This window comes from Rhodovulum sp. 12E13 (assembly GCF_003340565.1).
Taxonomy (GTDB): Bacteria; Pseudomonadota; Alphaproteobacteria; order Rhodobacterales; family Rhodobacteraceae; genus HLUCCA09.
Map to the genome: position 1 here is coordinate 230,345 of NZ_QPLK01000002.1, position 24,441 is coordinate 254,785.

A 24,441-nucleotide genomic window follows, 5' to 3' on the forward strand; every position below is an offset into this window, starting at 1 on the left:
ACCCTAGTGTTCCCGCGCCGCGCGCCAAAGCGCAACGCGGCGTCACGACCTTGCGGGCGGGGAGCGGCATGACGGAAACGGCCGGCAGGCAGACGGAGCGGCTGCCGGGCGACGCGGCGGGCGTGGCACGGGCCGCGGCCCTGTTGCGGGAGGGGCGGCTCGTGGCCTTCCCGACCGAGACGGTCTATGGCCTCGGCGCCGACGCGCGGTCGGGCCGGGCGGTGGCGGCGATCTACGCGGCCAAGGCCCGGCCCCGCTTCAACCCGCTGATCGTGCACGTGGCCGACGCCGCGGCGGCGGCGCGGATCGGCCGGATCGAGGGCGACGCCGCCCGCCTCGCCGACGCCTTCTGGCCCGGGCCACTGACGCTGGTCGTGCCGCTTCGCCCCGAGGCCGGTCTGTCGGATCTGGTGACGGCGGGGCTCGACACGGTGGGCCTGCGGGTGCCCGACGCGCCCCTCGCCGGCGCGCTGCTGGCCGAGGTCGGCGGGCCGGTCGCTGCGCCCTCGGCCAACCCGTCCGGCCGGGTCAGCCCGACTACCGCGGAGCACGTGTTCGAAGGTCTCTCGGGGCGCATCGCCGCGGTGCTCGACGGTGGGCCCTGCCAGGTCGGCCTCGAGAGCACGATCGTCGGGGGGGCGCCCGATCCCCTGCTGCTCCGCCCCGGCGGCGTGCCGGCCGAGGCGCTCGAGGCCGTTCTCGGCCGGCCCCTCCTGCGCCCGGGCGAGGGAGCGGCGGTCAGCGCGCCCGGGCAACTCGCGTCGCATTACGCGCCGTCCAAGCCGCTCCGGCTCGACGCGGACGCGCCGCGCGCGGGCGAACTCTGGCTCGGCTTCGGGCCGGGAGAGGCTCACCACGGCCTGAACCTGTCGGAGGCGGGCGATCTCGGAGAGGCGGCTGCCAACCTTTTCGCCCATCTCCGCGCCCTCGACGCCATGGAGGGAAAGGGGATCGCCGTGGCCCGTATCCCCCGAACCGGCCTTGGCGCCGCGATCGCCGACCGCCTCGCCCGCGCGGCCGCCCCCCGCGACTGAGCCAGGACAGGCCCCCGACCGACCGGGCCGGCGCGGACCTCGCGCTGCGCGCATCGGCCCGCCCGCCCCGACGCCCTCGCCTGCGCGCGCGCCGCCCCGCCCCTTCTTCTTGCCCGAAAATATCCCGGGGGAGTCGCCCGGAACGGGCGACGGGGGCGGCGCCCCCGAGCACCGCGCCGAAGGGCGATCTCGCCGGGGCGGTGCGCGCGTGCCTCAGAACCGGTCGAGCAGCCGGCGCAGGTAGTCGAGCTCGACCTCGGGGCGCTCCTGCTCGGCAGCGCGGCGGCGGATCTCGTCGAGCAGGTCGCGGGCCCGGCGGTAGACATCTTCGCCCTGCAGCAGGTTTTCCTGCGTGCCAAGCGGGCCGTTGTTGCCGCCGTCGCGGCCCAGCGGGTCGCGTTGACCGTTGGGGGTCGACTGGCCCACCTGCTCGCCCTGCTGGCCCTGCCCCTGCTGCTGTTGTTGCGCCAGGGCCTCGCCGAGATCGCGCATACCCTCGCGCAGCGCCTCCATCGCCTGGGCCTGCTCGTCGATCGCGCCGGCGAGGTCGTCGCCGCGCAGCGCCTCCTCGGCCCTGTCCATCGCCTCTCCGGCCCGGCCGAGGCTGTCGCGCGCCGTGCGCCCCTCTTCGGTGCCGGCACCGGGCAGGTTCTGCATCTGTCTGTCGAGCTCGCGCCGAAGCTCACCTTGCCGGCGCGCGAGATCCTCGGCCGACGGCATGCCGTTCGCCCCCGGCTGACCCTGGCCGGGCCGGCCCGGTTGCCCTTGTCCCGGTTGTCCCTGCCCGGGCTGACCCTGCCCGAATTGCTGCCCCTGCTGCCCGGGTTGCTGGCCCCGTCCCTGCTGGCCCTGCTGGCCCTGGCCGAACTGTTGACCCTGCTGGCCCTGCCCCTGCTGGCCCTGTTGACCCTGCTGGCCGGGATTGAACTGCTCCTGAAGGTTGCGGAATGCCTCGTCCGACAGGCCCTGTTGCTCGCGCAGCGTCTCGGCGAGGCCTTCCATCGCCTGCTGCCCCGGGCTTTGCTGCCCCTGGCCCGGCTGGCCCTGCGTGACCTGCATGTTCTCCATCATCTGGCGCAGCTGTTCGAGAAGCTGTTGCGCTTCCGCGGTGCGGCCCTCTTCCATCAGCTGCTGCAGCCGATCGAGCATCTGCTGGAGCTGGTCGCCCGTCATCTCCTGCATGTTGTCCGACATCTGCGGCTGCTCGCCCTGCTCGCGCTGCTGCTGGGCGAGCTGGTTCATGTAGTCCTGCATCGCCTCGCGCAGCTCCTGCATGAGCTGGGCGATCTCCTCGTCGGAGGCGCCGTTGCGGATCGCCTCGGCGAGCCTGTCCTGCGCGCGGCGCAACCGCTCCATCGCGTCGGACAGGTCGCCCTCCTCGATGTCGAGCGCGATCTGCCAGAGCGCCTCGGCGATCTCCTCCCGCGCCTCCTCGTCGAGGCCGCCGGGCGCCGCCGTGGCGGTCTCGAGCCGCATCAGCGCGAAGCGGAGCTGCAGGTAGTTGGAAGTCGATCGGAAAACGTCGTCGGGGCGATGGCTGACGGCGCGAATCACCTGTGCCACGCGCGGTGCGTTCGACGTCGACCACAGCAGGTCGCGGCGCTGCTCGATCAGCGCGTTGGCGAGCGGGTCGAAGAAGCGGCGTCCGGGCAGGGCGGCGAGGTCGAGCGGCCGGGAATACCCCTCGTTGCCCGAGGCGTCGATCGCGGTCAGCCGGAACTCGACCGGCAGGCCCGACCACGGGTGCTTGGAAAAATCCTCGACAATGGTTTCGGCAAACTCTGCGCGGTCGCCGCTGATGGGCAGCGGCAGGTCGATCACGATCGCTTCGCGCGGGTCGGGCTCGGCGGCGAGCCCGTGGCGGCGATCGACCTCGGTCAGGTCGAGCCGAATCGTGCCGCGCCCCGCGACGACGCCGTAATCGTCCTCTGCGGCGAAGGGCTGGGCGAATTGCCCGTTCGCCTCGCGCCGCATCGCGCCGTCGAAGGCGACCGAGGGCGCCCCGTCGGGCACGACGGCGACCTCCCAGGCGCGGCCGCCCGCGCCCTCGATGGCGATGCGCCCGTCCTGCGCGACCTCGAAGCCCTGCGCAGCGGCGGTCGCCGGCACCTCTGCCTGCGTCACCGGATCCTCGGCCACGCCCTCGGCAGTCACGGCCCCGGCCGGCTCCTGGCGGCCCGAAACACTCTCCTCGACGCGCAGCGCGCCCACCTCGCCGTAGAGGCGCAGCGACACGCGGCTTCCCGCGGGCACCGAGATCTCGGCCGCGGCAATGTCGTTGAGGTAGAGGCTCGGCTTGCCGGTGTGGAGCGGCGGCTCGATCCACCCTTCCCACGCCGGGCCGGCTGCGAGCGCCGCGCCGGGGCCGGGAGCCGCCACGTCGGTCACGCTGGCCGCGCGCCAGACCGAGCCGAAGAGCAGCGCGGCGACGAAGAAGGTGAGGGCGACATAGCGCAGGGCATAAGGGTCGCGCGACGACAACCGCAGGTCGGGCTCGACCGGCCTCGCCGCCGCGGCGCGATCGGCCATGCGGCGGACATGTGCCGCCCAGACCGCCACCGAGGCGTCGTCGGTCGCGCCGATCGCCTGGCTGTCGGCCAGGGCCTGCAGAGGGCGGCCGGGCAGCGTGGCGTCGAGCCGCGCCACCGCCTCGTCGCGCGTCGGGACGCGGAAGGCACGCCCCCCCCGCCAGGCGGCCCAGAGCGCGGCGGCGAGGCCGAGGGCGCCAGACGCCCAGACCGCCTCGACCGGGACCGTCTCGTGCAGGCCGAGGAACAGCGCGGCGGCGAGCAGGATCAGAATCGACCAGAGCGGCCAGAACGCCCGCGTGACGCGCTCGGCCAGCATGCCCGCCCGCGTCAGGCGCAGGGGGCGCACCAGCCGGGCCAGCGTTTGCTGCCGCGGATCGGAGAACGCGGGCGCACTCGGTGTCGGCGCGGGCGCCGAAGCGGGGACGTCGGGGCGGTCGGCGGTCATCTCGCTCCTTTCGGCGGCCGCATTCCCGGTCGGGACGCGTGCGGCGGGCGGTCCGTCGGCGGCCGGAGCGGCCTGGCGCGCCGTGCTCACGGCGCCCCGCGCATCACGCCAGCCAGGGCGGAATGGTATCGCGGCCGATCATTTCGTCAAAGGTCGGGCGCGGGCGAATGACGGCCACGTGATGACCGTCCACCAGCACCTCCGGCACCAATGGGCGCGAATTGTACTCCGAAGACATGACCGCGCCGTAAGCGCCGGCGGATCTGAAAGCCACGAGATCGCCCTCGGCGAGCGGTGGCAGCGCACGTGCTCTCGCAAAGGTGTCACCCGATTCGCAGACCGGGCCGACCACGTCATGCTCCCGCGTCTCGGCGCCCGGCGCCGGCTCCGCCAGCGGAACGATGTCGTGGTGCGCTCCGTACATGGCGGGTCGGATCAGGTCGTTCATGCCGGCGTCGAGGATCAGGAAGCGCCGGCCCTCGCCTTCCTTCACGTAGACCACGCGGGAGACGAGGATGCCCGCGTTGCCCGAGATCAGCCGCCCCGGCTCGATCTCGATCTCGCAGCCGAGGTCGCCGACCGTCCGCTCGATCAGCGCGCCGTAATCGGCCGGAAGCGGCGGCGGCTCGTTCGAGCGCGTGTAGGGAATGCCGAGGCCCCCGCCGAGGTCGAGCCGGCGGATGTCGTGCCCGTCGGCGCGCAGCGCCCGGGTCAGCTCGGCGACCTTGAGATAGGCGGCCTCGAACGGCGCGAGGTCGGTGAGCTGCGAGCCGATATGCACGTCGATGCCCACGACCTCGACGCCGGGCAGCCGCGCTGCCTCGGCATAGATCTCCCGCGCGCGGGAGAGCGGCACGCCGAACTTGTCCTCCTTGCGGCCCGTCGCGATCTTCTCGTGCGTCCTGGCGTCGACGTCGGGGTTGACCCGGAGCGCGATCGGGGCGACGGCCCCCATCAAGGCGGCGACCTCCGACAGCGCGGCGAGTTCGGGCTCGGATTCGACGTTGATCTGCCGCACGCCGCCTTCGAGGGCGAGCCGCATCTCTTCCCGCGTCTTGCCGACGCCCGAAAAGACGATCCGCTCGCCCGGCACACCGGCCGCGGTCGCGCGCAGGTATTCCCCGCCCGAAACCACGTCCATCCCGGCGCCGAGCCGGGCGAGCACGCGCAGCAGCGCCACGTTCGACGCCGACTTGACCGCGAAGCACACCAGATGCGGCCCCCACGACAGCGCATCGTCGAAGAGCTGGAAGTGCCGTGTCAGCGTGGCGGTGGAATAACAGTAGAACGGCGTGCCGACCTCGGCCGCGACCTGAGAGAGGTCGACGTCCTCGGCGTGCAGCCGGCCGTCGCGGTAGAGGAAATGATCCATCCCCTCAGGCCGTCCGGGCCGTTCCAACGCCCGGCCGCGACCGCAGGAAGAGGTAGAGCGGCAGGCCGCAACTCACGCCGATGCAGTAGATCGCTGGGATGGCGGCGAGGGCCAGCCAGTCGCGCCGCTCCAACGCCTCGGCCACGATCCAGACCGTCAGCGCGATGGCGGCGATGGTCAGGTCCCAGACGAGGCCGGTGGTCGAGGCGTTGACATACCACGCGTCGATCAGGCCGCCGAGGCCGCCGCCTTCGGTCGTCATGTGGGTCACGAACCAGTACATCGGGTGGATCGCCCCCCAGATCGCAAGGGCGAGGAAGATCAGGCGCATGGGCGACATGAACGGCTCCGCTGTCTCTCGCGCCCAGGTAGCCCGGCCGGCCGCCCCTGTCCATCCGCTGCGACGGGGCGCAAATTCCTTGTCCAAGGAATTTGCAAATCCCTTCCTTCAAGGGATTTGCGCGCGCCATCAGAGCCGGTCGAGCAACTCTCGCGTGGGCCAGGCGTCGGCGGGCAGGCCGAGGCGCTCCTGCTCGGCCTGTACCGCGGCGCGGGTCATCGCGCCGAGGATGCCGTCGATGCCGCCAACGTCGTGGCCGCGTGCGGCGAGCTTCTCCTGAAGCTGCCGCATCTCTGCGTCCGACAGCCCGGGGCCCGCATCGCCCGCGAGGTAGACCGGCGCGCCCTCGAGCCGCGTGGCGAAATAGGCCGCCGTCATCACGTAGACGAAGCTCTGGTTCCACTCGAAGAAGACGTCGAGATTGGGGTAGGCGAGAAAGACCGGCCCGCGCCGCCCCTGCGGCACCAGAAGACGCGCTTGCAGCTCGGCGGACCCGAGGTCGCCCCGGCGCGCCGCGACCCCGAGCGCCGCCCACTCCGCCACCGTCCGGCCGCCATCAAGGCCCGAAAGAGCCCAGTCGAAGTCCGCGGGCACGGTCACCTCGCGCAGCCAGGGCTCCCCCGGCCGCCAGCCGTAGCCGGCCAGCATCGCCGCGCCCGAGAGCAGGGCGTCCTGCGGCGAGGTCTTGAGCGACACGCGCCCGTCGCCGTCGCCGTCGCGGCCATGCTCCAGGATGTCGGAGGGCAGCATCTGCACCATCCCGACCTCGCCGGCCCAGGCGCCGGTCGTGCGGTCGGGGTCGAGATCGCCCCGCGCGAAGAGGTCCAGGGCCGAGAAGACCTGCGGGCGGAAGAGGTCTGGCCGCCGGCAGTCATGTGCCAGCGTCATCAGCGCGTTGACCGTGTTGTAGTCGCCCTGGACCGCGCCGTAATCGGTCTCGAACGCCCAGAAGGCCAGCAGCACGCCGCGCGGGATACCGTAATCCGCCTCGATCCGGTCGAAGAGCGCGTCGTGCCGCTCGGCGTTGCGGCGCCCGTTCTCGATCCGGCTGCGGCTGATCAGGCGGCGCGAGAAATCGACGAAGGGCAACTGGAAGATGCCCTGCGCCCGGTCCGCCCGGATCACGGCCGGGTCCTGGCGCACGCCGTCGAAGAAGCGCGCGGCGACGCGCGGGTCGGCGCCGCGCGCCACCGCCTCGCGCTCCATGGCCGTGCGGAACGCGCCGAAGCTGCCGCCGCAGGGCACGCTCGCCGCGGCAGGAAGGGTGGCCGCGACAAACGCCCCGACGAGGATGGGGAGTCTCGTGCAGGATGGGGAAGAGGGCATGGGAACAATCCGTCTCGTCGGCGCTTTGCAGGGCGCGAGCCTAGCCGAGCGGCGCCGGCCTGCAACCCGCGGCGTCCCCCGCCCGCTCCGCCTCGGCCCGCCGTGCCGAGGCCCGGCCGCCAGCGCGGGACAGCCGCGAGACCGGCGAGGTTCCGCGCATGTGCGACGACGAATTAACCTTTGTTGAGTGGATGTTAACGCGGAGGTAAGACTTATGATGATATCCGTTAAGCGGGCTGTGGTGCCGCCGGCGCGGCACGGAGGAGTCATGCACATCCTTGTCGTGCAGGAGAATGCGGAGCTCGGGCGCATCTGGGCCCGTCACCTCGAACGCGAGGGGCACAGCGTCGACCTGGTTGCGACGCAGGATGCGGCGATGGAGATCATGCGCCACCGGGAAGTGAACGTGATCGTGCTCGACGTGGTCCTGCCCGGGGGCAGCCCGCTCGCCATCGCCGATTTCGCGAGCTACCGCTGGCCCGAGGCCAAGGTCGTCTTCGTCACCAACACCACCTTCTTCTCCGATGGCTCGATCTTTCGCCATGCCCCGAATGCCTGCGCCTACCTGCAGAGCGACACCGACCCCACCGACCTCGCCATGATGGTCAGCCATTACGGGGGGGCGGCGCGCCCGGCCTGACCCGACCGCGCTCCGCCGGCGAACGCCTTCGCCCGGGGCGGTGCCGTCACGCCGCCCGCAGCGCCTCACGGCCGTGCGGTGCGTCCCAGTCGATGCGCGGGCCGATCGGCACGATCCGGTGCGGATTTATGCTTTCATGGCTGTAGTGGTAATGACGGACGATGTGGTCGAAATGGACCGTCTCCGCCACGCCGGGGACCTGGTAGAGGTCGCGCGCATAGGCGAAGATCGACGGGTAGTCGACGATCCGCTGACGGTTGCACTTGAAGTGGCCGTGATAGACCGGATCGAAGCGCAGAAGCGTCGTCAGCGCCCGCCAGTCGGCTTCGGTGATGCTGTCGCCGGCGAGATAGCGCTGGCGCGACAGCCGCTCCTCCATCCAGTCGAGCGTTTCGAAGACCTCGGTCACCGCCTCGTCGTAGGCGCCCTGCGTGGTGGCGAAGCCGGCGCGATAGACGCCGTTGTTCAACCCCGGGTAGATGCGCGCATTGACGGCCTCGATCTCCTCGCGCAGCCGCGCGGGATAGAAATCCTGGCGGTCGTCGGTGATGCCGTCGAACGCGGAGTTGAACATGCGGATGATCTCGGCCGATTCGTTCGACACGATCGTGTCGCGCTGCGTGTCCCACAGCAGGGGCACGGTCACGCGGCCCGTCATGTCGGGCCGCGCGCGCAGGTAGACGTCGCGCAGGTAATGCAGGCCGTGCAGGCGGTCGCCGGTGGCGCCCGGCCAGTCGTCGCGCAGCTCCCACCCCTCCGTCAGCATGTCGGGGTGGACGACCGAGACGCCGATATGGGGCTCGAGCCCCTTGAGCGCGCGGAAGATCAGCGTGCGATGCGCCCAGGGGCAGGCATGCGAGACGTAGAGGTGGTAGCGCCCGCTCTCGGCCGCAAATCCGCCCTCGCCCGAGGGGCCGGCCGAGCCGTCGGCCGTGATCCAGTTGCGGAACGACGCCTCGCTCCGCTCGAACTTTCCGCCCGTCGACTCGGTGTCGTACCAGCGGTCGTGCCATTCGCCGTCGATCAGCAATCCCATCGCGCTCTCCTCAGCTTTGGACAAAGATCGGCCCGGAGTGCCGTTGCGCCAACCGGCAAGGGCGCGGAGGCGTCCTGCGTCAGCGCACAGCGTGCAACGCGCGGCGGCGCAGAGCGATCCACCCGCGGGGCGTGCCGCCCTCATGTTGCGCGCGGCGACGATCCTGCATTGACAGGGCGACACCCTGTCGCATCTTCTTGGAGCAGGGGCACATGCCCGACCGGTCGAAGGGGGACAGCCCATGTCGTATCTGCCGCAGGATGTGTGCGACGGGCTGGAGGCTGCTCGCGTCGCCCGGCTCCGGTCGCGCAGCCGCATGCGGGTGCGGGCCGGCGAGCACGAATTCGTCATCCTTCGCCACTGGTCGACCGGCTTTGCCCTTGCCGCCGAAGACGCGGCGAGCCTTCCCGGCCGGGTCGACCTCTACGACGGCGCCCGCCACCTGTGCCAGGCGCTCATCCTCGCCTCGACGGAGGAAGGGGGAGAGCGCGTGTTCGAGTTCAAGTATGCCACGCCCGTGGCCGATACCGCCCCCCCTGCCGATTTCGCGCGCGACGCCGACGCGCCGGTGGCGCTGCTGCCGCCCGCCTGAGCCGGCGGAGCGGTGCGCGTCACGCCGCGCGCTTCACTGGAGGTCGGCAAAGGCCGTGCGCAGCCGCTCCATCGCTTCCGCCACACGCGCCCGTGGCGTGGCCAGGTTGAACCGAAGGAACGTCTCGCCGCCCGTGCCGAAGGTCGTGCCCCGGTTCACGCCGATGCGCGCCCCCTTCTCTACCCGCGCGGTGAACTCGTCCGCGGCCATGCCGGTGCCGGCGAAGTCGATCCAGGCGAGATACGTCGCCTCGAGCGGCATCGAGGCGAGGCCGGGGATCGCCGCAACGGCCTCGTCGACGAGCGCGCGGTTGGCGTCGAGGTAGGGCAGCAGCCCCGACAGCCACTCCGCTCCCTCGTCGGAATAGGCGGCCTCCGCGATCACCGGCGGAATCGCGCCCGGGTAGAGGGCGAGCGACGCGAGCCGTTCGGCGAAAGCCGTGCGCAGTCGTGGATCGGCGATCGTCACCTGCCCGATATGCGCCCCGGCGAGGTTGAACGTCTTGGTCGGCGCCGTCAGCGTGACCAGCCGATCCTCTACCCCGTCGATCAGCGCGGTCGGGGTATGGCGCGGCGAGCCGGGCAGCACGAGGTCGTGGTGGATCTCGTCGGAGACGATCAGCAGGTCGTGCCGCCGCGCGAAGGCCGCCACCCCCTCGAGCTCGGCGCGCGACCAGACCCGCCCGCCCGGATTGTGCGGAGAGCACAGCAGCAGGATGCGCTCGCGCCCCGTCATCTGCGCATCGTATCGCTCGAAATCCAGCGTGTAGCGGCCGTCTTCCAGCGCCAGCTCGCACTCGACCAGCTCGCGCCCCGCCGCCCGCACGACGCGGCCGAATGCGTGGTAGACCGGCGAGAACACCACCACCGAGTCGCCCGGCGACGACCAGACGTCGAGGCACAGCGCGACCGCGTTCACCAGCCCGTCCGTCGAGAAGATATGCGCAGGGTCCACCTGCCAGCCGTGCCGCTCGGCCATCCAGCGCGCGACCGCTTCGCGCATCCCGGCATCGCCTGCCGCGTATCCGAACACCCCGTGGTCGATCATCCGCTGCAGCGCGGCGGGCACCGAGGCGGGCGGGCGGAAGTCCATGTCGGCGACCCACATGGCGATCCCGTCCTCCGGCGAGACGCCGCAGCGCTCGGCCATCCCGTCCCACTTCTGGCAATTGGTGCCGCGGCGGTCGATGATCCGGTCGAAGAAGGCGGACTCGTAGGGCATGGGCGCTCCTCGTGCGTTGCGACGGCGAAAGAACCGCCCCGCGCCGCGAACTGCAAGACCCCGCGACGCGGCCCTTGCGTCAGAGCCAGTGCGCCGCGATCGCGCCCACGTCGACCCGCGCGCCGAGCCGCCGCGCCAGCAGGTAGAGACCCGCGAACTTGCGTTGCAGGTAGAAAACGTCCGTCGGCGGCACATGGACGAACGTGCGGTCGGCCGACATCTCCATCGCCCGGTCGCGCAGGCGCAGCACCATGTCTGCATTGCCGAAATCGAACGGGCCCCGGTGCCGCAGCGCGCCGAAGGCGATGCCGGTCATCTCCACCACCGCCCGCTTGTGGTGCTCGGCCGTGTCCTCGGCGAAAAATCCCAGCCGCAGCGCTGCGCACGCGATGTCGCCCGCATCCCCGCCGATCCCGGCGCGCAACAGGTCACGATACCCCTCCGTCACCGCCTGCGGAAAGGCGCGCGTCGCGCCGAAGTCGAGCAGCACGAGCCGTCCGCGCTCCCCGTCCCACCGGTAATTGGCGAAATTCGGGTCGGTCTGCATGACGCCGAACTCGAACATCTCGCGAAACAGCAACTCGAGCAGAAGCCGCACGATCCGGTCGCGCTCCGCCTGATCCGCCTCGGCCATTCGTTCCACCGCCACGCCGGGCTCGAACGACATCGCCAGCACGTCGCGGGTGGTCAGGTCGTCGGCCAGGCGGGGCACGGCGTAATCCTCCTCGCCCGCGAGCAGTGCGCCGAAGCGGGCCAGCTCCTGCCCCTCGCGCGCGTAGTCCGCCTCCTCGTGGAGCTGCCGCTTGGCCTCGGCCAGGAGCGGGCGCAGGTCCATCCCCGGCGGCGCGAGGCCCGCCCAGCGGATCAGCGCCGCGACGTTCTCCACGTCGCTGTCGATCGACCGTCTGACGCCGGGATACTGCACCTTGATGGCAAGATCCCGCCCGCCACGCGCCCGCGCCCGGTGCACCTGCCCGATCGAGGCGGCGGCGAGGGGGCGCACGTCGAACCGCTCGAAGCGCCCCGTCCAGCCCGGCCCCCAGGCCGCGTCGAGGGCACCGCGGAGCTGCTTCGGCGGCATGTAGTCGGCCTCGGCCCGGAGCCGCCCCATGATCTCGGCCAGCTCGGGCGGCAGCACGTCGCCGGCATCCATGCTCACGAGCTGGCCGACCTTCATCGCCGCGCCGCGCATCCGCGCCAGTTCGTCGGCCACGCGCCGCAGGTTGTCGGGCGTCAGCAGCAGCCCCTGCCAGTCGGGCCGTGCGCCCCCCGCATAGGCCCGCGCCCCCCGCCACGCCACGCCCCCCGCGATTCCGGCCGTCATCGTGCCGAAGCGCGACAGCCGCGCGAGACGGCTCGCAGGCACGGTCAGCGCCTTTCCCCTCGGGCTCTCGTCGGCCATCGGCTCTCCCTCTCAGGCGCGTCACGTAATGCGCCCGTCTGCGAAGTCAGCAGCCGTGCCCCCCTCGCCCGGCCCCGCCCATCATCCTGGTCCAAGTACTCTCGGGGGGAGTCGCCCGGCACGGGCGAGGGGGGGGCGCCGCCCCCCCCCCCCCCCCCCCCGGGGGCGCGGCACGCCGGGAGGGCAGGGCTCTCCGAGCGGTCGATCTCGTGCCCGCCCTGATGCCAGTGCAGCGCCACCTCGGCCCCCTGCCGCTCCAGCCAGGGCGCCAGCGCCTCGGTCTGCGCGGCCGGCGAGATCGGGTCGCGCCGCCCCGCGGTGATCAGCACGCGCCGCCCGGCGAGGCCCGGCTGCGGCTCGGGCGTCCACGGGATCAGCGGGTGCATCAGCGCCAGATCGTCGACGAGGCCGGGATGGGCGAAGGCCATGGCCGCGAGGATGTTGGCCCCGTTGGAGTAGCCCAGCCCGATGACCCGGGCCGCCCCCGTCTCTGCCCGGGCCGCCGCCACGAAGCCCGCCATCTTTCCAACCGCGCGGGCGAGGTCGTCCATGTCGTAGACACCCTCTGCCCGGCGGCGGAAGTAGCGGGCATGGCCGCCCTCGCTCACGTCGCCGCGGGGCGAGATCACGTGCGCGCCCGGCACCAGCTCTCCGGCCAACCCGTGGAACTGGCGCTCGTCGCCGCCCGTGCCGTGGAAGGTCAGCACCAGTGGCGCGCCCGGAGCGCCCTCCGTGCGGGCATGAGGGTAGCCCGCAAGGCCCGTCCCGGACACGTCTTCTGCCCCCGCCCCCGTTGCTGCCCCCGCCACGGACCCTGCCTCAGTCATGGATCGGCTCCAGGTACTTCTCCTCCAGCACCTCGCGCAGATGGGCGTGCTGCGAGGGCAGTTTCAGCGCCTGCCCGAGATGGGCGGTGTCCTCGTCGCGCTCGAAGCCGGGCTCGTTGGTGGCCACCTCGAACAGCACGCCACCGGGCGAGCGGAAGTAGATCGCCCAGAAATAGTCGCGGTCGATCACCGACGTCACCGAGTAGCCGGTATCGGCCAGCGCCTTGCGCACCTCCAGCTGCGCCTCCCGGTGATCGACCGAGAACGCGATGTGGTGGACCGAGCCCGCCCCCTGCCGGGCGTGGGTGCCGTCCGCGAGGGTCTCCAGCTCGATCAGGTCGGCCCCGTTGCCGCCCGGCACGCCGAGCCGCACGAGGCCGTCGGCGCGCTCCCTCACCTCGTAGTTCATGAAGCGCAGCAGTTCCTCGGTCGCGCCGCCGTCCGACAGGCGGACATGCGCGCCGCGGAAGCCGCGGATGGCATGGTCGGCATCGACGCCGCCCGCGAGCCACGGCGCGCGGGCGTCGCCCGGCACCTCGGCCAGCGCGAAGCCGTCGCCGTCGGGGCCCTCGAAATACAGCCGGTTCTCGCCGAACACCCTCGCTTCCTTCAGCCCGTGCAAGTCGAAGCTGGCCAGCCGCTCGCGCCACCAGGGCAGGGCGCCCTCGGGCACCGAGAAGATCGTGGTGCCGACTTCGCCTGCGCCGGCGCGGCCGCGCTTCGCGCCGGGAAAGGGGAAGTAGGTCATCACCGAGCCGGGCGTGCCCGTCTCGTCGCCGTAATAGAGGTGGTAGACCTCCGGCGCGTCGAAATTGACCGTCTTCTTCACCCGGCGCAGGCCCAGCACCCTGGTGAAGAAAGCGTTGTTCTCCTGCGCGCCGGACGCGAGGGAGGTGACATGGTGCAATCCGTTGATCTGGGTGAGCATGGCTCTCGTCTCCCGATGCGAGCGGCCTTCGGGCCGCGATCCTGCCTTCGGAGATAGCGATGCGACGCTCTCGCACAAATGCAGAAGGGCGGATACGATCTGTGCAAATTCGCGCAGACAGGACGGCGGCGGCCCCTCAGCCGAGCGTGTCGGGCACGTCCATGCCGCGCAGGATCTCGGCGGCGGGCATCGGGCGGCGCCCCTCGCGCTGGGCCTCGGTCACCTCGACCGCGCCCGTCCCGCAGGCGATGGTCAACCCCCCGAGCCGTTGCCCCGGCGTGCCGGTGCCGGCCACGGGACGGGCGCGGTGCAGCTTGAGTCGTTCCTGCCCCGCGAGGCACCACGCGCCGGGAAAGGGCGAAAGCCCGCGGATCTGCCGGGCCACCGTCTCGGCCGGCTGCGCCCAATCGATCCGTGCCTCGGCCTTGTCGATCTTGTCGGCGTAGGTCACGCCCGCGTCGCCCTGGGCGATCGGGGTGAGCGCGTCGATCCCCTCGAGCGCGGCGACGATGGCCTCGGCGCCGAGCGCGGCGAGGCGGACCTGCAGGTCGCCCGTCGTCTCGTCCGCGCCGATGGGCGTGGCGCGGCGCAGCAGCACCGGGCCGGTGTCGAGGCCCGGCTCCATCTGCATGATGCAGACCCCCGTCTCGGGGTCGCCCGCCATGATCGCCCGGTGGATCGGTGCCGCGCCGCGCCAGCGCGGCAGGAGCGAGGCGTGGATGTTGAGGCAGCCGCGTGCGGGCGCGTCGAGAATCGCGCGGGGCAGGATGAGCCCGTAGGCGACGACCACGGCAATCTCGGCGCCAAGGGCAGCGAACGCCGCCTTCTCCTCGGCGGGCTTCAGCGAAGGCGGGTGGCGCACCGTCAGGCCCAGCGCCTCGGCCCGTGCCTGCACGGGCGAGGGCCGGTCGCGCTGGCCGCGGCCCGCGGGCCGGGGCGGCTGGGTATAGACGGCGGCGATCTCGTGCCCTGCGCCGTGCAAGGCGTCGAGTGCCGGCACCGAGAAATCCGGCGTGCCCATGAAGACGATGCGCATCTAGCCGCTCCCCGCCAGCTTGCCCGCCCGCTTGAGCAGGCGCTCGCGCTTCAGCCGGGACAGGCGGTGGAAATACAACCGACCGTCGAGATGGTCGATCTGGTGCTGGACGGAGGTGGCCCAGAGACCCTTGAACGTTTCCGCCACGCGCACGCCGAACGGATCGACGAACGACACCCGCACCGTGGCGGGCCGTTCGATCGTCGCGGATACGCCCGGCAGGCACGGCGAGGCCTCGTCGTGGGCGCGCATCTGCGGCGCGGCGTCGATCACTTCCGGGTTCGCCATGCGCACCGCCTGACCGCGCGTGTCGGAGGCGTCGACCACCGCCAGGCGCAGCATGACGCCGATCTGCGGTGCGGCGAGGCCGACGCCCTGGCCCGGCATCGCCTCCATCGTGTCGATCATGTCGTCCCAGATGCCGCGAATCTCGTCGGTGATCGCGTCGACCGGCGCGGCCGGCGTCGAAAGGCGGCGATCGGGCCAGCGCAGGATCGGGCGGGCCGCCACCGCCTCAGGCCCGCGCCCGCTCGCGCTTGAGCTTCTGCATCTTGCGGGTGATCATCTGGCGCTTGAGCGGCTTGAGGTAGTCGATGAAGAGCACGCCGTCGAGGTGGTCGATCTCGTGCTGGATGACCGTCGCCCACAGAGCGTCGAAATCCTGCTGCCGCTCCGTCCCGTCAGGGTCGATCCATTTCACGGTCACCTCCGTGGGGCGCTCGACCTCGGCATACTGCTCGGGCAGCGAGAGGCACCCCTCCTCGTAGGTCGACCGCTCGTCGGACGCGGCCACGATCTCGGGGTTGAACATGGTGATCGGGCGCGGCTCGGCCTGCGGATCCTTGATCGCGTCGACCACGATCAGGCGCTGGGTGATGCCGACCTGGGGCGCAGCCAGGCCGATGCCCGGCGCGTCGTACATGGTGGCGAGCATGTCGTCGGCGAGCCGGCGCAACTCGTCGGTGATGTCGGAGACGGGCGCGCACACCGTCTTGAGGCGCGGATCGGGGTGGATGAGGATCGGGCGGATCGGCATGGATCTGGAATTAGGCGGGGCCGTGGCGCGATGCAAGCGGGCTGCAGGGCGGGCGGAGGGGGCGGCGGCGCCGGCCCGACGCCCCGCCCGCCCACCCGCGCCGGGCCGGCGCCGCCGTGCGCCCGGCCTGCGGTGCCGAGGCCGGGCCCTGGCGGTGCATCCTCTCGCGGGGCAGGCGGGCCGCGTCCGGTGCCGCGCCGGCCCGCGGCCGGATCAGGAGGTCGGCGCGTAGCGCGGCTGGGGCGAGAACCTGATCGGGTTGCGGTAGCGCATCCGGCGGACCGAGCCGGTCTTGGAGCGCATCAGGATCGTCTCGGCCGTGAGATAGCCGACCTCGCGCTTGATGCCCGGCAGGATCGAGCCGTCGGTGACGCCCGTCGCGGCGAAGATCACGTGCTCGGTCACCATGTCGTCGAGCGCGTAGATGCGGTCGAGATCCTCGATCCCGGCCTTGGCGGCGCGCGCGCGCTCGTCGTCGTTGCGGAACATCAGTCGCCCCCACATCTGCCCGCCCATGCACTTGAGCGCGGCCGCCGCCAGCACGCCCTCGGGCGCGCCGCCCGCGCCCATGTACATGTCGATGCCCGTCGTCTCTTCGGCCACATGCATCGCGCCGGCCACGTCGCCGTCGGTGATGAGTCGGATCGCGGCGCCCGTTTCGCGGATCTCGCGGATCAGGTCCTCGTGGCGCGGCCGCTCGAGGATGCAGACGGTGATGTCCGATGTCGTGCAGTTCTTGGCCGCCGCGAGCAGGCGCACCCGCTCGCTCGGCGACTGCTCGAGGCTGACCAGCCCCTCCGGATAGCCCGGACCGATGGCCAGCTTGTCCATGTAGACGTCGGGGGCGTGCAGCATCGAGCCGCGCGGGCCCATCGCGATCACCGTCAGCGCGTTGGGCATGTCCTTGGCCGTCAGCGTCGTGCCTTCCAGCGGGTCGAGCGCGATGTCGACGGCCGGTCCCTGTCCGGTGCCCACCTCCTCGCCGATGTAGAGCATCGGCGCCTCGTCGCGCTCGCCCTCGCCGATCACCACGACGCCCTGGATGTCGAGCTTGTTGAGCTGGTCGCGCATGGCGTTGACAGCCGCCTGGTCGGCCGCCTTCTCGTCGCCGTGGCCGATGAGCAGGGCAGAGGCCAGGGCCGCGGCCTCCGACACGCGGGCGAGACCGAGCGAGAGCATGCGGTCGTTGAAATCGGTCGGGGGGGTCGTCATCGGGGCCTCGCGGGTCAGCGGCGGGAGCGGCGTGGCGTCCGCGTAGCGGCGCAGGGTGACGGGAACAAGACCGTTAGCGCAAAAGGGCTGCGGTGGGGCGGGGCGGGCCCGGCGCCGCCGCCCCGGCGCCGGGCCTGGTGGCGTCGACACCGGCCGTGCAGCCGGCGGCGCCGCGCACCATCTCCCAGTAGAGATCGGCGATCTCGTCGCGCCTCAGCCGGCCGCCTTCGCGGAACCAGGTGCTCACGCCCGTCAGCATGGCGATCAGCGCCATCGCCGCGAGCCGCGTGTCGGCTACCGCGAAGGCGCCGGCGGCGCGCCCGTCGTGCAGGATCGCCTCGAGTTCCCTCTCGTAGGTGCGCCGCAGCCCCTCGATCTCGGCGAAGTTCTCCGCCGTGAGGTTGCGCAGCTCCATGTAGGAGAGGAACACCTCGTCGGGCCGGTCGAGATGATAGGCGATGTGGAAGCGGGTGAAGTGCTCCAGCCGGTCGATAGGCGCCTCGGGCTGTCGCTCGGCGCCCCAGGTCTCGAGCAGATGGGCCATGTGGTTGCGGAGCAGGTCGGCGAGCAGGGCCTGCTTGTCGGGCGTGTAGGTATAGAGCGCGCCGGCCTGCACTCCCACCTCGCGGGCGATCTGGCGCATCGAGACGGCGGCGTAGCCGTGGCGGGCGAAAAGCCTCAGCGCGGCTTGCCGGATGCGGGGGCCCGTGATCTGCCCGTGAGAACCCGTCTTGCGCGGCATGGGGCGAGTGTGCGCCTGAACGGGCGTTCAATTCAAGCCCGCGGGGCTTGCCGTGCCCGCGCCCCCCGCTAGGCTGGCGGCGGCGCAACGCAGGAGACCGTCTTGGGCCGGCTGCCTTCCCTCAGATCCGCTCCGGCGATCCGTCCGCCCTGGTGCCGCGCGCTTGCGTCGGCCGTCGCGGCGCTCGCTCTGGGGGGGTGCGCGCAGTTTCCCGAGCTCGACCGCGCGATCTCGCCCCAGGCCCGCGCCGCGCCCGCGCCGCGGATCGAGCCGCTCGGGCCTCTGCTCGCGGAGCCGGGCGCGGGGCAGGCAGAGATCGCACGCGACGAGACGCTCGCCCGGGCCGAGGCCCTGCGGGCCGCCGGCGCGGCGCTTGCCGGGCAGGCGCCCGACCCGCAGGCGCAAGAGCGCATCGCCGAGCGGCGGCGGCGGCTCGCGGCAGAGCGCGCGGCGCTCTCCGAATAGGGCGGCGTCCCCCGTCCGGCATCATTTTCGCCATATTCCGCTGATACTGCCGCCCGGACGCAGCAGGGAGAGAATCGTCGATGGACCCGCGCAAGCGCATCGAAAAGGTGGAGCACGACCGGCGAGACGCGGGGCCGGCGCGGCACCATACCTGGTATCGCGGGCCGCACACGAACCGTGCGCCCAAGCAGCCCGCCATGATCGCCCCCAGCTCGGTCGCCGAGCACGTTCTGAAGGGCTGGGCGCCCGAGGCGCCGGCGATCGACCGGCAGACGCGGATCACCGCCTTCGGCTCGTGCTTCGCCGCCAACATCTCGACCTGGCTCGGCAAGCGCAACTACCGCGTCTCGGCCAGGGATCCCGACGCGCAGGGCGCCTACGTCGTCTCGATCGGCGAGGGGATGGTGAACTCCTTCGTGATCCGCCAGCAATTCGAGTGGGCTTGGGAGGGGCGGACCTTCGACCAGCCGCTCTGGCACGGCTACGACGCCTCGGAATTCGGCTACGACGAGAGCGTGCGTCGGGCGACGCGGCGGCTGTTCGACGAGACCGACGTGTTCATCCTGACCTTCGGCCTGTCGGAGGTGTGGTACGACGCCCCCACCGGCGAGGTGTTCTGGCGCACCATCCCGAAGGACGCCCACGACCCGGAGCGCCACCGCTTCCGCGTCTCGTCGGTCGAGGAGAACCGCGACAACATCGCGGCCATCGTCCGGCTGATCCGCGCCCATCGCCCTGGCGCCAAGGTCATCATGACGCTCTCGCCCATCCCGCTGATCGCCACGTTCCGGGACAATTCCTGCATCACCTCCAACGCGGTGTCGAAGGCGGTGCTGCGCGTGGCCATCGACGAGACGATGCGGGCCGAGCGCGGGGCGGGCGATGTCTTCTACTGGCCGTCCTACGAGATCGTGACCGACGTGTTCCGCTCGCCCTACAAGGCGGATCGACGGCATCTGCCCGCGCCGGTGCTCGACTTCGTCATGACCCAGTTCGAGCATTGCTGGTGCGTCGACGAGGGTGCGCGGCCGCCGCTCGACCGGGCGTGGGTGCTGGCGCTCTCGGCCGCCGGCATCCTGCCCCGGCGAATCGGGCGTTTCGTGCAGAAGGGCGCGCTCGACCGGATCGAGGCCTGGGCCGGCAAGGACCTGGACGAGGATCCCGAGGTGAACGAGGCCCTCCAGCAGCTCCTGCACGATTTCGTCGAGGTCGAGGCCGCCCGCAGGGCAGCCTGACGGGCCGGCCGCCCGCAAGCGGTGGGCCGCCCTTTCGGCGCTTCGCCGCAATCCTGTCGCCGCCGCGCCCACAATCGGCGCCAAAGGGAGGTCATTGTCACGCCGTCTCATGCTATGGAGTGGGCCATGGACCTCGACTTCCTTTCGGCGAACTTCTCCGGCGGCGCGATCCTGACGCTGTTGATCGCGGCGCTTCTGATCCTGTCGGTCTTCCTCGGGGTCAAGATCGTGCCGCAATCCGAGAAATACGTGATCGAGCGCTTCGGCAAGCTGCGCGCCGTGCTCGGCCCCGGCATCAACCTGATCGTGCCCTTCATCGACCGGGTGGCGCATCGCGTGTCGATCCTCGAGCGGCAGTTGCCCAACTCGTCGCAGGACGCGATCACCGCAGACAACGTGCTGGTCAAGGTCGAGACCAGCGTGTTCTACCGCATCCTCGAGCCGGAAAAGACCGTCTATCGCATCCGCGACGTCGACGGCGCGGTTCTGACCACCGTCGCCGGCATCGTGCGCGCCGAGATCGGCAAGATGGAGCTCGACCAGGTGCAGTCGAACCGGTCGCAGCTCACCGAGACGATCAAGCAGAACGTCGAGGAGGCGATCGAGTACTGGGGTATAGAGGTGACGCGCGCCGAGATCCTCGACGTGAATCTCGACGACGCCACGCGCGAGGCGATGCTTCAGCAGCTCAACGCCGAGCGGGCGCGGCGCGCGGCGGTGACCCAGGCCGAGGGTCAGAAGCGCGCCGTGGAGCTGCAGGCCGACGCCGAGCTCTACGCCGCCGAGCAGGCCGCCAAGGCCCGTCGGGTCGAGGCCGAGGCAGAGGCCTTCGCCACCGCCGTCGTGTCGGCCGCGATCCAGGACAACGGGCTCGAGGCCGCGCAATATCAGGTGGCGCTCAAGCAGGTCGAGGCGCTCAACGCGCTCGGCGGGTCGGGCGGCAGCCAGACGGTGATCGTGCCCGCTCAGGCGCTCGAGGCGTTCGGCAACGCATTCAACATGTTGAAGGGGGGCCGTTCCTGATGGACCTGACCACGATCCTCGCCCTGCTCGGCGAGAGCTGGTGGCGCGAATGGTGGGCCTGGGGGATGCTCGCGGCGCTCATGGGTATCCTCGAGCTGATCGTGCCAGGCTACATCTTTCTCGGCTTCTCGATCGCGGCGACGGCGATGGCCGGCATCTTTCTGATCGGCGAGCCGGTTGCGGGCTGGCTGCCCGAGGGGCTGCCCGCGCTCGCCCTCGTCTTCGCCGTGCTGTCGATCCTGTCGTGGGTCGCGCTGCGGCTGATGTTCCGCCTCCCCAGGGGCCAGGTGAAGACCTTCGACTACGACATCAACGAGTAGGTCCGCCGGCGTGGAGCCAGGGCCCGGCGTGCCGCCGCGACGGGGCGGCAGCGTGGGAACCCGGCGTGCGACGGCCCGTTGTCATGCGGCAAACGCGAGTCACGACGTGGGGAAGGCCGATGGAGACCGTCGCAGTCGTCGGCTATGACGACTTTACCGAAGAGTATCTGGGGGGCCGCGTCGGCACGCGGGAAGATGTCCGCTTCGTGCCCGCCCTCACGCGGCAGGAGGTGATCATAGAGGATGGCGGCTTTCCCTTCGAGGCACGTCTCGACCTGGCCGAGCGCCGGTCGCGTGAGGCCGGCGCCAGCGCCGTCATCACCTACTGGGATTTTCCCTCGTCGCTGATCGCCCCGCTTCTGGCCGAGCGCTGCGGCTACCCTTACGCCAGCACGACCTCGGTGATGAGGTGCGAGCACAAGTACTGGTTCCGCAAGGAGCAGGCAGAGGTCATCGGAACGCCGCGCTTCTGCGGGTTCGATCCCTTCGCCGACGACCCGCTTGCCGAGATCACGCTCGACTTTCCGTTCTGGATCAAGCCGGTCGTGGGCCATTCCTCGATGCTGGGCTTCGAGATCGCGCGCCGCGAGGATTTCGACGCGGCGCTCGCCGAGATCCGCCGCGACATCGGCGAGCTGACGAAGCCGTTCGTCTATCCGCTCGGTCGCGTCGACCTGCCGGAAGAGCTCGCGCGGCGCGGCGCGACGATGTGCATGGCCGAGGAGCTTATCTCGAAGGGCGAGCAATACACGATCGAGGGCTACGTGCATCGGGGAGAGGTCGTCGTGTACGGTGCGGTCGCCTCGATGCGCGAGCCCAACGGCCATACCTTTTCGCGCTACCAGTATCCGGCCGATCTGCCCCGCGAGACCGTCGCCCGGATGGAGGAGATCGCGACGAAGATCATCACGCGGATCGGCTATGACGGCTGCCCGTTCAACATGGAGTTCTTCCTCGAGCCCGAGACGGGCGACCTGCACGTGCTGGAGATGAACTCGCGCCTGTCTCAGTCGCATTCGGACCTGTTCCACAAGGTCGACGGCCAGCCCCATGAGGTGCTCGCGGTCGAACTGGCGCTCGGGCGCACGCCGCGGTGGCGGCGGGGCGCGGGCCGGTTCGACCTCGCCGCCAAGTGCTTCGTCCGCCGCTGGGAGGACGGTGTCGTGCGCCGCGTGCCCGGCGAGGCCCAACTCGCGGCACTGCACGAGGAGCAGCCCGAGACGCTGGTCGAGCTGAAGGTGGCCGAGGGGCAACGCCTGAGCGAATTGCCCGAACAGGAAGAATACAGCTACGAGCTCGCCGACCTGTTCATCGGCGCGCGCGACGAGGCGGAGCTGCTGCGCAAGAAGGACCGCGCGGAGGCGATCCTCGATTTCGAGATCGGGTGACGGCCGGGGCATCCGCTGCACGTCGCCGGCTTCCCTTGTGCCTCTTGCTTGGGGCGCGACGTGACCGCCGCTCCGCCCGGGGAGTGAGCAGGGGATGCATGTCGGTCCGGCGATACCGGACGGCGCAGAGGGCAGGCGGCAGCCTCGGCCTTACACCAGCATTCGCGGGATGCGCTCGTCCCATTCCTGTTCGTGCACCAGCGTCTCGCCCTCCCAGGCGCGCAAGCGGGCCTGCACGATGAAATCGGTCGCGTCGGCCGTGAGCATCGTCTCGGTCTCTGTCGAGACGTGCCAGTCGCCGCGGGCCATCTCGTAGCGCCAGCGCGTGCGGCCGGTGGCCGAAGTCAGCTCGGCCGGGCCGATTCGGTAGGATTCGGTTCCCTGCGAGTAGGTGACGAGGTCGTTGTCGTGGAAATGCACACGTCCGCCGCCATCGGCCAGACGCATCTCCATCGCGCCGGTGCGCGCATCCTCGACGATCTCCCAGTATTCCTCGGGTTCTTCCAGCACGTCCTTGGCGAGCGGAGGGGCGCCCTCGGCTTCCTCGAAGGGGCGCAGGGCGGCGTCCTCCGGCGCGGGGGCGCGAACAGGCAGGATCAGGCGCGACGCCTCGGTATGCACGCGGATCGTGACGCGCTCGGGGGCGGGCCAGATCATGGGGAAATAGTTGGTCGAGATCGCCAGCCGCAGCCGGTGGCCGGGGCGAAAGCGCTGGGCGACGTGCTTCATCGGCACGCGGATCGTGGTGCGGCGGCCGGGCTCCAGCGGCTCGGGGTGCTCGTGGCCGTCGCGGTGAGTGAGGTTGAGCACGCCGAAGGTGACGCGCGTCGCCCGTCCGTCGGGATGGACGTCGGAGATGCGCACGGCGAGCTGCGCCACGGGGCGGTCGGCCTCGAGGTCGAGCAACACCTGCGCGTCGCCCGCGATGTCGAGCGCCTCGTCCAGCGGTGTGGTCTCGAAGGTGAGCGAGCCAGCGTCGTCGCGGCGCTTGTCGAGGGGCGCGTCGCCCGGCTTCGAGTAGCCGCACCACTTGCCCGAGGCCATGCCCACGTCGGGCGGCGAGGAATGCTCGCACACGCCATGCGGCCCCCCGTTCCGAGGCGCCAGCGAGCGGTCGGCGGCCAGGTAAAACTCGGCCGGCCGCACGTTGGGCGAGGGCCACGAGGGCTCTGCGATCCACTCCCCCTCCCGGTGTTCGTAGTGGCCGGCCGGCTCGGCGCTGTTCATCCGGTAGAGCCGCAGCATCGGCTCGTCCATGATGCCGGTCTCGCGGCCCTTGAGCCAGTGATCCCACCAGCGCAGCTCTTCCTGCAGGAAGCCGATCGCCGGCCCCGGCTCGCCGATATGGGGGTAGCGGTGCGCCCATGGCCCGACGAGGCCCTTCCGCGGCCCCTGCAGGTTTTCCATCAGGCGGAAGACGGCCCGGCAATAGCCGTCGGGCCAGCCAGAGACGGCATAGACGGGGATGCGGATCGCCGACCAGTCCTCGCAGATCGAGCCGTGTTTCCAGAAGGCGTCGCGCGTCTGGTGTGCGAGCCAGTTCTTCAGCCAGAGGCCCGAGCCCTCCAGCCGCCCCATCCACATCTCGCGCCAGCGGTCGCCCACATTGGCGGGGTCGGGCGGCAGCGAGTTGCGGCCGAACATGATCGAGGCCCACGACAGCTGTTCACCCAGCAGGCACCCACCCATGTAATGCACGTCGTCGGCATAGCGGTCGTCGGTCGAGCAGAGCGTGACGATCGCCTTGAGCGCCGGCGGCTGCAGGGCGGCCACCTGCAGCCCGTTGAAGCCGCCCCAAGAGATGCCGATCATGCCGATATTGCCGTCGCACCAGGGCTGCGCGGCGATCCAGGCGATCGCGTCGACCCCGTCCTGCAGCTCCTGCGGGAGGTATTCGTCGGGCATGATGCCCTCGGAATCGCCCGCGCCTCGCAGGTCGAGCCGCACCACGGCGTAGCCGTGGCCGGCGAGGTAGGGCTGCATCGTGGCATCGCGTGCGGCGGTGAAGTCGTTCTTCCGGTAGGGGAGGTATTCGAGGATCGCCGGCACCGGCGCCCCCTCTGCCCCTTCGGGCATCCAGATGCGGGCGGCGAGACGGGTGCCGTCGGGCATCGGCACCTCCGTGTGGGATATCTCGCGCACGGCGTGGGGGAAGGTGTCGACGATCTTCATGCGCTCCGCTCCTTGACTGGCCTGGCGACCTCAGCATCCGCGCCGTGCGAACGCAACGCGGCCGGCCGGCTCAGGGAAGCCGGGGCCGGCGGCCCATGGGCACGGCGGGTCGGTCGTC

Annotated in this window: 23 protein-coding genes; 8 read left to right on the top strand and 15 right to left on the bottom strand. The window is 71.3% G+C overall.

Features of this window, described 5'->3' with window-relative positions:
- Window positions 1-68: 68 nt before the first annotated feature.
- Window positions 69-1,034 (top strand): L-threonylcarbamoyladenylate synthase, encoded by a 966-nt coding sequence (locus DLJ49_RS02840; protein WP_115392003.1) that lies wholly within the window; start codon window positions 69-71, stop codon window positions 1,032-1,034.
- Between the two features lie 213 nt (window positions 1,035-1,247).
- Here DLJ49_RS02840 and DLJ49_RS02845 read toward each other — a convergent pair whose 3' ends face one another.
- From DLJ49_RS02845 to DLJ49_RS02860, 4 genes are all read right to left on the bottom strand, one after another.
- Window positions 1,248-4,010, bottom strand: coding sequence for a DUF4175 domain-containing protein (locus DLJ49_RS02845; protein ID WP_115392004.1), 2,763 nt, complete (start codon window positions 4,008-4,010; stop codon window positions 1,248-1,250).
- Window positions 4,011-4,113: 103 nt separating this feature from the next.
- A complete protein-coding gene (gene lysA, locus DLJ49_RS02850; RefSeq protein ID WP_115392005.1) occupies window positions 4,114-5,382 on the bottom strand; it encodes a diaminopimelate decarboxylase in 1,269 nt (422 codons plus the stop codon).
- A 4-nt stretch (window positions 5,383-5,386) separates the two neighbouring features.
- Window positions 5,387-5,722, bottom strand: a complete 336-nt coding sequence (locus tag DLJ49_RS02855; protein WP_115392006.1) for a DUF2834 domain-containing protein — start codon at window positions 5,720-5,722, stop codon at window positions 5,387-5,389.
- A 129-nt stretch (window positions 5,723-5,851) separates the two neighbouring features.
- Window positions 5,852-7,048 (bottom strand): lytic murein transglycosylase, encoded by a 1,197-nt coding sequence (locus tag DLJ49_RS02860; RefSeq protein ID WP_115392007.1) that lies wholly within the window; start codon window positions 7,046-7,048, stop codon window positions 5,852-5,854.
- A gap of 268 nt (window positions 7,049-7,316) precedes the next feature.
- Between DLJ49_RS02860 and DLJ49_RS02865 the strand changes: the two genes are divergently transcribed.
- Window positions 7,317-7,688: a response regulator transcription factor gene (locus tag DLJ49_RS02865; RefSeq protein ID WP_115392008.1), complete on the top strand. Its 372-nt coding sequence runs from the start codon at window positions 7,317-7,319 to the stop codon at window positions 7,686-7,688.
- 46 nt (window positions 7,689-7,734) lie between these two features.
- Here DLJ49_RS02865 and DLJ49_RS02870 read toward each other — a convergent pair whose 3' ends face one another.
- Window positions 7,735-8,724: a glutathione S-transferase family protein gene (locus tag DLJ49_RS02870; protein ID WP_115392009.1), complete on the bottom strand. Its 990-nt coding sequence runs from the start codon at window positions 8,722-8,724 to the stop codon at window positions 7,735-7,737.
- A 241-nt stretch (window positions 8,725-8,965) separates the two neighbouring features.
- Here DLJ49_RS02870 and DLJ49_RS02875 point away from each other — a divergent pair, with 241 nt between their 5' ends.
- Window positions 8,966-9,316 carry a hypothetical protein gene (locus DLJ49_RS02875; protein WP_115392010.1) on the top strand — a complete coding sequence of 117 codons (351 nt, stop codon included), beginning with the start codon at window positions 8,966-8,968 and terminating at the stop codon, window positions 9,314-9,316.
- 33 nt (window positions 9,317-9,349) lie between these two features.
- On the opposite strand, the gene DLJ49_RS02880 is transcribed toward DLJ49_RS02875, so the two are convergent.
- The 9 genes from DLJ49_RS02880 to DLJ49_RS02920 form a co-directional block, all read right to left on the bottom strand.
- Window positions 9,350-10,537, bottom strand: a complete 1,188-nt coding sequence (locus DLJ49_RS02880) for a MalY/PatB family protein (protein ID WP_115392011.1) — start codon at window positions 10,535-10,537, stop codon at window positions 9,350-9,352.
- A 79-nt stretch (window positions 10,538-10,616) separates the two neighbouring features.
- Window positions 10,617-11,939: an ABC1 kinase family protein gene (locus tag DLJ49_RS02885; protein ID WP_115392012.1), complete on the bottom strand. Its 1,323-nt coding sequence runs from the start codon at window positions 11,937-11,939 to the stop codon at window positions 10,617-10,619.
- On the bottom strand, window positions 11,906-12,766 hold the full coding sequence (locus DLJ49_RS02890; RefSeq protein WP_115392013.1) for an alpha/beta hydrolase: 861 nt from the start codon (window positions 12,764-12,766) through the stop codon (window positions 11,906-11,908). The genes DLJ49_RS02885 and DLJ49_RS02890 overlap by 34 nt, the downstream gene beginning before the upstream one ends.
- A complete protein-coding gene (locus DLJ49_RS02895; RefSeq protein WP_115392014.1) occupies window positions 12,759-13,694 on the bottom strand; it encodes a VOC family protein in 936 nt (311 codons plus the stop codon). The genes DLJ49_RS02890 and DLJ49_RS02895 overlap by 8 nt, the downstream gene beginning before the upstream one ends.
- Before the next feature lie 136 nt (window positions 13,695-13,830).
- Window positions 13,831-14,730 carry a methionyl-tRNA formyltransferase gene (gene fmt, locus DLJ49_RS02900; protein WP_115392015.1) on the bottom strand — a complete coding sequence of 300 codons (900 nt, stop codon included), beginning with the start codon at window positions 14,728-14,730 and terminating at the stop codon, window positions 13,831-13,833.
- Window positions 14,731-15,240: a peptide deformylase gene (def, locus tag DLJ49_RS02905; RefSeq protein WP_115392016.1), complete on the bottom strand. Its 510-nt coding sequence runs from the start codon at window positions 15,238-15,240 to the stop codon at window positions 14,731-14,733.
- Window positions 15,241-15,244: 4 nt separating this feature from the next.
- Complete coding sequence (gene def, locus DLJ49_RS02910) at window positions 15,245-15,766, bottom strand: peptide deformylase (protein WP_115392017.1); 522 nt, start codon at window positions 15,764-15,766, stop codon at window positions 15,245-15,247.
- Window positions 15,767-15,979: 213 nt separating this feature from the next.
- A complete protein-coding gene (glpX, locus tag DLJ49_RS02915) occupies window positions 15,980-16,978 on the bottom strand; it encodes a class II fructose-bisphosphatase (RefSeq protein ID WP_115392018.1) in 999 nt (332 codons plus the stop codon).
- A 73-nt stretch (window positions 16,979-17,051) separates the two neighbouring features.
- A complete protein-coding gene (locus tag DLJ49_RS02920) occupies window positions 17,052-17,720 on the bottom strand; it encodes a TetR/AcrR family transcriptional regulator (RefSeq protein ID WP_115392019.1) in 669 nt (222 codons plus the stop codon).
- 102 nt (window positions 17,721-17,822) lie between these two features.
- Here DLJ49_RS02920 and DLJ49_RS02925 point away from each other — a divergent pair, with 102 nt between their 5' ends.
- From DLJ49_RS02925 to DLJ49_RS02945, 5 genes are all read left to right on the top strand, one after another.
- Window positions 17,823-18,185 (top strand): hypothetical protein, encoded by a 363-nt coding sequence (locus DLJ49_RS02925; RefSeq protein ID WP_115392020.1) that lies wholly within the window; start codon window positions 17,823-17,825, stop codon window positions 18,183-18,185.
- Window positions 18,186-18,265: 80 nt separating this feature from the next.
- Entirely contained in the window at window positions 18,266-19,420 is a 1,155-nt protein-coding gene (locus DLJ49_RS02930) for a GSCFA domain-containing protein (protein ID WP_115392021.1), read from the top strand.
- A gap of 126 nt (window positions 19,421-19,546) precedes the next feature.
- Window positions 19,547-20,443 (top strand): SPFH domain-containing protein, encoded by an 897-nt coding sequence (locus DLJ49_RS02935; RefSeq protein WP_233488636.1) that lies wholly within the window; start codon window positions 19,547-19,549, stop codon window positions 20,441-20,443.
- Window positions 20,443-20,763, top strand: coding sequence for an NfeD family protein (locus DLJ49_RS02940; RefSeq protein WP_369932433.1), 321 nt, complete (start codon window positions 20,443-20,445; stop codon window positions 20,761-20,763). Before DLJ49_RS02935 ends, DLJ49_RS02940 begins: the two co-directional genes overlap by 1 nt.
- A gap of 119 nt (window positions 20,764-20,882) precedes the next feature.
- Window positions 20,883-22,151: an ATP-grasp domain-containing protein gene (locus DLJ49_RS02945; protein WP_158547382.1), complete on the top strand. Its 1,269-nt coding sequence runs from the start codon at window positions 20,883-20,885 to the stop codon at window positions 22,149-22,151.
- Window positions 22,152-22,301: 150 nt separating this feature from the next.
- Here the strand turns inward: DLJ49_RS02945 and DLJ49_RS02950 are convergent, their stop codons facing one another.
- Window positions 22,302-24,323, bottom strand: a complete 2,022-nt coding sequence (locus DLJ49_RS02950; RefSeq protein ID WP_115392024.1) for a CocE/NonD family hydrolase — start codon at window positions 24,321-24,323, stop codon at window positions 22,302-22,304.
- Between the last annotated feature and the right edge of the window lie 118 nt (window positions 24,324-24,441).